Annotated in this window: 7 protein-coding genes and 1 pseudogene; 4 read left to right on the top strand and 4 right to left on the bottom strand. The window is 38.4% G+C overall.

Annotated elements, in window-relative coordinates:
• Positions 1-114, top strand: a pseudogene (locus tag CLV95_RS18295) (IS481 family transposase); the annotation flags it as partial.
• A gap of 71 nt (positions 115-185) precedes the next feature.
• On the opposite strand, the gene CLV95_RS18290 reads toward CLV95_RS18295, so the two are convergent.
• Both CLV95_RS18290 and CLV95_RS18280 read right to left on the bottom strand, forming a co-directional pair.
• Positions 186-839 (bottom strand): alpha/beta hydrolase, encoded by a 654-nt coding sequence (locus tag CLV95_RS18290; RefSeq protein ID WP_002735333.1) that lies wholly within the window; start codon positions 837-839, stop codon positions 186-188.
• A gap of 905 nt (positions 840-1,744) precedes the next feature.
• The gene (locus tag CLV95_RS18280; protein WP_002735337.1) at positions 1,745-2,332 is read right to left on the bottom strand and encodes a leucine-rich repeat domain-containing protein; all 588 of its coding nucleotides are present in this window, start codon (positions 2,330-2,332) and stop codon (positions 1,745-1,747) included.
• 209 nt (positions 2,333-2,541) lie between these two features.
• Here CLV95_RS18280 and CLV95_RS18275 point away from each other — a divergent pair, with 209 nt between their 5' ends.
• Together CLV95_RS18275 and CLV95_RS18270 are read left to right on the top strand one after the other, a co-directional pair.
• Positions 2,542-2,778: a hypothetical protein gene (locus CLV95_RS18275; protein WP_002735468.1), complete on the top strand. Its 237-nt coding sequence runs from the start codon at positions 2,542-2,544 to the stop codon at positions 2,776-2,778.
• A complete protein-coding gene (locus CLV95_RS18270; protein ID WP_002735458.1) occupies positions 2,775-4,046 on the top strand; it encodes a replication-associated recombination protein A in 1,272 nt (423 codons plus the stop codon). The genes CLV95_RS18275 and CLV95_RS18270 overlap by 4 nt, the downstream gene beginning before the upstream one ends.
• A gap of 39 nt (positions 4,047-4,085) precedes the next feature.
• Here CLV95_RS18270 and CLV95_RS19025 read toward each other — a convergent pair whose 3' ends face one another.
• Both CLV95_RS19025 and hisC read right to left on the bottom strand, forming a co-directional pair.
• Positions 4,086-4,232 (bottom strand): hypothetical protein, encoded by a 147-nt coding sequence (locus tag CLV95_RS19025; protein WP_002725149.1) that lies wholly within the window; start codon positions 4,230-4,232, stop codon positions 4,086-4,088.
• A gap of 518 nt (positions 4,233-4,750) precedes the next feature.
• On the bottom strand, positions 4,751-5,854 hold the full coding sequence (gene hisC, locus CLV95_RS18260; protein WP_002735341.1) for a histidinol-phosphate transaminase: 1,104 nt from the start codon (positions 5,852-5,854) through the stop codon (positions 4,751-4,753).
• A 148-nt stretch (positions 5,855-6,002) separates the two neighbouring features.
• On the opposite strand from hisC, the gene CLV95_RS19020 reads away from it, so the two are divergent.
• The gene (locus CLV95_RS19020) at positions 6,003-6,173 is read left to right on the top strand and encodes a hypothetical protein (protein WP_002735388.1); all 171 of its coding nucleotides are present in this window, start codon (positions 6,003-6,005) and stop codon (positions 6,171-6,173) included.
• Positions 6,174-6,929 lie beyond the last annotated feature (756 nt).

The following is a 6,929-nucleotide window of genomic DNA, read 5'->3' as shown; positions in this document are numbered from 1 at the left end:
GAACGAACACACCAAGGCAAGTATTGTTTTGGCAAAACTCCGATCCAGACTTTTCTTGACGCGAAGGAATTAGCTAAGAATAAGTATCTCGACAATTTACAATTTTCGTTATAGACAGGAACGGAGTGTTAGATCTTATCTTGGCTATTACAGATCACTAATGGTAGTTATCCCTCGGTTGCGTTCTAATAGTACATATTTAAGATATTGTCTAACTTTATAGATATCTCAGTGTGCTTATCTAAAACCATGAAATGACCGCCATTTTCAATTCGAATTGGTTTATCGATTAATCTAAATGGAAAAAGTCTATCCTTAGTTCCATGAATATGAATTAAATTATTTGGATATTCTTTATTATTCCAATTCAATATCGATTTTAATGCCCATTTAACAAAGGCACCTCTGGTGCTCTTAAGAAAGTCTCTCAAGAGAATCTTATCTTCATTAGAGGAAATGCCAAAATAGTATGATAGAATTGGAGTATATAATTTAAGCAAGAATTCAGGAATTAGATCAATTATTTTAAGAAAAGAAATAAGGTTATAGAAGTATGGTTTTTCTGAAGACGTCTTTATACTTGATATAATGATAATTTGTTCTGTCTGTATATGTTTTGCTATTTCAGCCGCAATAATTCCACCAAAGGATACCCCAATTAAGATAATACCTTGGGATGAATCTATTTGGGCAATTAGCCGTTTCGAATAGTCTGCGAGTCTCTCCTCTTTTTTAGGATCTATCCAAGAAATGTATTTTGGTCTTTCAGTTTTGAAATCAATTTTATCGAAGACCCTTTCATCCGCACCAAGGCCACTTATTAAATAGATGTTTTTCAATTTTTTTTACTCTTGTAAAAAGTATCTTAACGCAACGGGCGCTTGCCTTCGTCTCTTCGAAATTGCGGGCGCAATTGTCGCATGAGCGATTCCGAAAAGTAGCGAGAAGGCGAAAATAGGCAAATTTGAATCATTATCAAATATAAAAATTAACTTTATAAAAACGAACCGTAAATTCGCAGACTTATTCACTTTCTTTGTAAACTTTTCTAAGAAATTTTAATGTTTCAAACAGAATATCTTTCTCGTTATCAGTAACCAAGGTTAATTAGAAAAAGTAAACTGGACCCCGGATTATTCAATACATAATCGTATAAACGAGGGATCAGATATAAAATAAGATTTTCAGAAATTCTGGACGAATCAATTAAGCACATCATTAAATCGTAGTTGGAATATGAATCTCGATCTCTATTTTGAAATTGTTTCAATATAGAAACTGCGTCCAGATTGCACTTTTTCGATAGATACGCTAAAATTTTTCCGTCCTGAAATCGATCAAAATCAATACTCCTCATTTCTTTCTTATCGCTTTTGCTATGATTTTATATTTAGAACTGTCCCAAAACCTGTAAGAACTCCAACGAGAACTTAACATTATAAAATCCTTTCGAAAGCTCCTAAATTGCCAAAGAGACGGTTTCTGTGAGAACTCCTATGCTTTATTACGAACCGAATGACTGATTTCTTTTAAGGTTTTGGGACAGGATTAAAATTCCTATTTTTTGTAAGTTCGTGGCTTTCATGATTTCAGAGTCATTTTAAAAATCTTTTCCGTTTTGTCATTCCTTGCGTATTGTTTTGTCCGCGTCTTTCGGAAGTGTAGATGAATCACTCCGAATGCCCAACACGGTCATACAAAGAAAAAGCATGCTAGTTTTTCAGAGGAAGTTCGATGTCATTGGTTACTCTGCGTCTCCGAATTGGTTAAAAATAATACGCGTTTGGGGAAGTAATTTCCGAATCTTTTCTTCTTGGGATCTCCAAGCGGGTATATCATCTAAATATAATTCTTGTAGGTTTTGCAATTTTCCGATATCTTTTGGAAGAGTTGTGAGTTGATTGCCGCTTAAATCTAATTCTCGTAGGCTTTGTAATTTTCCGATTTCTTTTGGAAGAGTTGTGAGTTGATTGTTGGTTAAATCTAATACTGTTAGATTTTTCAATTTTCCGATTTCTTGGGGAAGAGTTGTGAGTTCATTGTAGTTTAAATTTAAATACTTTAGATTTTTCAATTTTCCGATTTCCTTTGGAAGAGTTTTGAGTTGATTGACGTATAAATTAAATACTGTTAGGTTTTGCAATTCCCCTATTTCCTTTGGAAGAGTTGTGAGTCGCTTGTTGCTTAAATCTAAAATTCGGACATCTGTCGGATTTTGAAGCGCCTCGGTTAGATTGTGATAGGTCCCTATCTCTTGAGCTTTAAGTTGGCTCAAAAAACAAAGAAGGATTAGGATTAAAGTTCCAATTTTTTGTAAGTTCGTGGCTTTCATGATTTTAAAGTCATTTTAAAAATCTTTTCCGCTTTGTCATTCCTTGTGTATTGTTTTCATTATCTTTTCTATTTTGTTATAGTGCCTGAGGCGCTCGCGGGGTCCTTTGCAAAAATCGAAAGTTTGAGAGTATATTTGATCCGAAGGACAAAAAAAATTGAGTTTTCGAAAATAAAAGAAGAGAATACTCTGTGTTCAAAAGGTAATTTTTGGAAAACAATCAACCCAATCTATTTCCGAAGACGAGAGAGGAAGTCATCCGAGAGAATTTGGATCTGTTCGATCTCCCCGTGCGCATTTCCGCCTTGATCGAAAATATTCTACAAGGAAATATAAGAGAGCAATCTTTGGTTTGTTGTCATAGCGCCTGCGACGTCTGCAATGCGACCATACGAACCTGTCTCGGAAAAATCAAGAACGAGTTGGGAGTGAGCGAACTCACTTGAGCGATCTTTTCAGAAAAAAACCGATTCCGCCTCTCGCTCATAAAATACGTCCTTCCGGATTTGAGGAAGTGATCGGGCAGACAAGAGCCACAAAACAATTAGTCAATTATCGATCTCCCGTTTCCATCATACTCTACGGACCTCCCGGAACGGGAAAATCAACGTTAGCCGGAATTCTTTGCAGAAAGTGGAATCTTCCTTTTGTGGAATACAACGCGGTTTCCACCGGAGTCGCCGAAATCAAAAAATTGCTGGAACGCGCGGAGCGGGAAGGAACGATGTTGCTCTTTTTGGATGAGATTCATCGTTTCAGTGCTTCTCAACAAGACAGTCTTTTGAAAGGAGTGGAAACCGGGCATCTCGTATTGATCGGAGCCACGACCGAAAATCCGGCGTTTCGGATCACAAGACCTCTTTTATCCAGATGTCAGATTCTGAAAATCGAACCTTTGAGTTGGGAGGAGCAGTCTTTACTTCTCGAAAGAGGAATTCAAAATTTAGAATATTCCATTCATCTAAATCCGGATGCAAAGGAAACGCTCATTCGATTTTCCGGCGGGGACGGAAGAAAACTCCTATCGAACTTGGAGGGGCTTAGCTTCAGTTTTCCGGAGAATCATACGATTTCCAAATCCGACGTGGAAGAATATTTGGAAAGTCGTGTGATCGAATACGATAAAAGCGGAGAATCTCATTACGACGTAATTTCCGCGTTTATTAAATCGGTACGGGGAAGTGATCCAGACGCTGCGCTTTATTATCTCGCAGTTCTGCTGGAAGGAGGAGAAGATCCCCTTTTTATTATGAGAAGGCTGATCATTCTTGCAAGTGAGGACGTAGGAAACGCCTCCGTCAACGGTTTGCCTCTTGCCGTTTCGGGTTTGCACGCTCTCGAAGCGATTGGAATGCCGGAAGGAAGGTTGATCCTCGCGCATGTGACTACGTTTCTTGCTTCTTGTCCGAAATCGAACGCGAGTTATAAAGGAATTCAGGCCGCTGTTTCTTTTGTAAGAGAAAAGGGGACCGGAATTAAAATTCCGAACCGTCTCAGGAACGCTCCGACCTTTCTTCATAAGAAGGAGGGTGCTTCTCAAGGTTACGTATATCCTCACGATTTCGGAGGATTTAAGGAACAAAATTATTTCCCGGATGAGTTCGCGGAAAATCCGCCGCGTTTTTACTTTCCTACGGGTAACGGAGCGGAGCTGAAACTCAAGGAATATCTAGATAGGGTTTGGAAAAAATCTTCCCGCCGCGACGATCCTTAGAGGCGTGGCGAGCTTTCAGTTTCTTTTGTGACAGGTTGATTATTTGTCGTAGAGTTCCGGACGAACTCTTACTTGTTTAACCTTCGATTCTGAACGTTTCGGATCAGATTCTACTTCGGTCTGATTTTGATTCGTATGTTGAATCTCTTCTTTGGTTTTTTCGTATTTGTATTCGGAATGAAACATATTGGACCTAAGACCTACGGGTTTTAATAAACGTTTCGTGCTTTTTGGGAAAAATCTGAATCTTTTTTACTACTCGGGCGTATGAAAAGAATACCGTAATGAGTTTATTTCAAAAATTAGAATGTTGGATCTTCTTCAAAAGAAGCTAACAATTCCGGACTTGACTTAAGTTTTGAGATAAACCCCATCTAGATACAGAATTGTATAGTTCGTAGTAACGACTAACTGCTAATGTGATCTTCCCTTTTTGGGAGCTGAAAAAAATGTCCGTTTTTACGTCACTAGGTCAAAGCTAAAGATTTAGTACGTAAATTTAATATGAATTCGACATAAGGTTCTGTCCCAGTTTTGGGATAGAACCTTGCAGCTCGATCTTTCTGACAAAGTAAACTGGGTTTTTGGGACGCGCTGTAAGAAAGTTTGGTCGAATAAAAAACTAAAGTGTAATAATTTCCTGAACGCCGATCCATAGAAAGGCGTTCGCTGAGTTCACGCCGATCCATAGAAAGGCGTTTGCTTCAGCTGAATTCTTGATCCAAAGCGGTTAGAACCCGGTCATTTTGTTGTGGTTTTCCAATCGTGATTCGAATTGCATTCAAGTCGTAACTCCTCAAATTCCTGAGGATAATTCCCTGTTTTAAAAGAGACTGGGAAATTTCCGTGGAGGATTTTCCCCGTTTTCTTGCAAAAAATGTAATGAAATTCGCGTAGGAATCGATGAATTCGATGCTTTGCTCGGTGGCGAATTTTTCATATCGTTTCATCTCTTTCAGATTGTTATCCAAATACGATTCCACGTGAGATTCGTTTTTAAGGGCCTCGGTCGCGGCGAGTGCGGAAAGGTTGGCGACGTTGAAAGGTGGACGCATTTTATATAAATTGGAAATTAGTTCCTTGTTTCCGATTCCGTATCCGATCCTCATTCCTCCGAGTCCGTAAGCTTTCGAAAAGGTTCCCGTATAAAAAACGTTCGGGAAAAGATCCGTAACTTCTTTGGCGGAAATGAAGGTATTCGAATCCTTTTTTTTCCCGAATTCCATATAGGCCGCATCTATGACGACTAACGTGTTCGAAGGAATTTGTCTTAAAAAATCATAGACGTCGGATCTGAAAAGAGCGTCTCCAATCGGATTGGACGGGGTGCAAAGGAAGATGATCTTAGGACGGATTGATTTTGCGAGATCTAAAAATGCGTTCAGATCATGCAAAACGGTTTCCGTGGAATGAACCTTTGCACCACATTGGAGCGCGTAGATCCTATACATTGCAAAAGTGATTCGGTTGATGAGAATCGAATCACCGGGTCCCAATACGCATCTACAGGCAAAATCCAAAACTTGATCACTTCCGTTACCCAAAATGATCCGATCGGGAGTTAAGTCGAACTTGGAAGCGAGTGCGGTTTTCAATTCCAAGTAAGAATCGTCAGGATAGTAGGGCATTTTCGAAGCCGCTTTCTGAACGGCTTCTACGACGGGTTGCGCGCAGCCGAAAGGATTTTCGTTCGAACCGAGTTTGATAATCTGATCCGGATCGATTCCGAATTCTCTGACTACGAGTTCTATCGGTTTTCCCGCTTCGTAGCTTTTAAGGGATCCAAGAACGGGTTGAAATTGAATCATCTCTTCCCATGCTTTTTTTCGGAAAAATTTTGAAAATCGATTTAAGAATAAATTCGCGCCGATTTCTAAAAAATGTTTTCGGTTCGTTATATTCTCAATTTTTTTTTCCTCTAATTTTCGGTGTTTAAATAAAAAATCTGGTATCGGAATGAAAGGCTTACAGTTTTACGGAGATAGTCAAGAGAATCATCCTGATTGTTTGGAAGATTTTTCGGACGGAGATTTTTTAATCCGAGAGATTCTTCAATCATTCGAGAATTTCGACCGTACGTTGGGAATTACGGTTCAGGAGTTTTTTTCTTCGGAAGATGAACAGTAATTCAAGAACAATTTTTCCCGAATTGTTTTCCATTGATTACCATCACGCTCATCTCACCTTTGCATCTTTTTACAGTTTTAAACGACTTTTTACAACGTGAAATGCCAATGTGGATTCCTGCGCCTACTTACAATAGTCGAGTTTGGTTCTGATTTCTGAATAACAAACCGCTTTTTCTAAGATACAACTCTACTATTATTCCAGTTTTCGTTACTGATCCCTATAAAATAGAGTACCGTTAATTTGAGCATAAATCCCGCGTTTGATGAAGAATTTTAGACACTCTATTATGTAGAGATGAGTAATATCCAAAGTTCGAATAACGTATATTAAATATTAGAGTTGTAATCTAAGTTATACACTTAACATTCATTCGTTTATGATCTAGGACGGATATCTAACGTGAGTTGAACTTTTAAATCCTAGTATGTTTTGGGGATATTCAAAGAACAAAATCGAAAGTAAATATGAACGGAAGCGTTTTAAGAGTTTTTTATGTAAAAACGGATCATCGACGGACATATGAGGATCTAATCTGTTAAATCGTTTTCGTAGTTCTTTTTTTATTTCCGGACTTGGAGTCTGAGATTCAAGCATTCGAACCGATAAATACACTAAGAGCCGGTCTCAAAACTGCTTGTACTCAGAAAGCGTAAAAATGTCAATGTGAAATGGACAAATATTATTCAGAGATCCCCGATGCACTTTGGGAAAAAATAGAACCATTAATCCCAAAAGTTAGGGCAAATCTCCAAG

The sequence above is a fragment of the Leptospira borgpetersenii serovar Javanica genome (genome assembly GCF_003046425.1).
In the GTDB taxonomy this organism is placed as follows: Bacteria; Spirochaetota; Leptospiria; order Leptospirales; family Leptospiraceae; genus Leptospira; species Leptospira borgpetersenii.
This window is presented reverse-complemented; position numbering and strand designations above follow the sequence as displayed.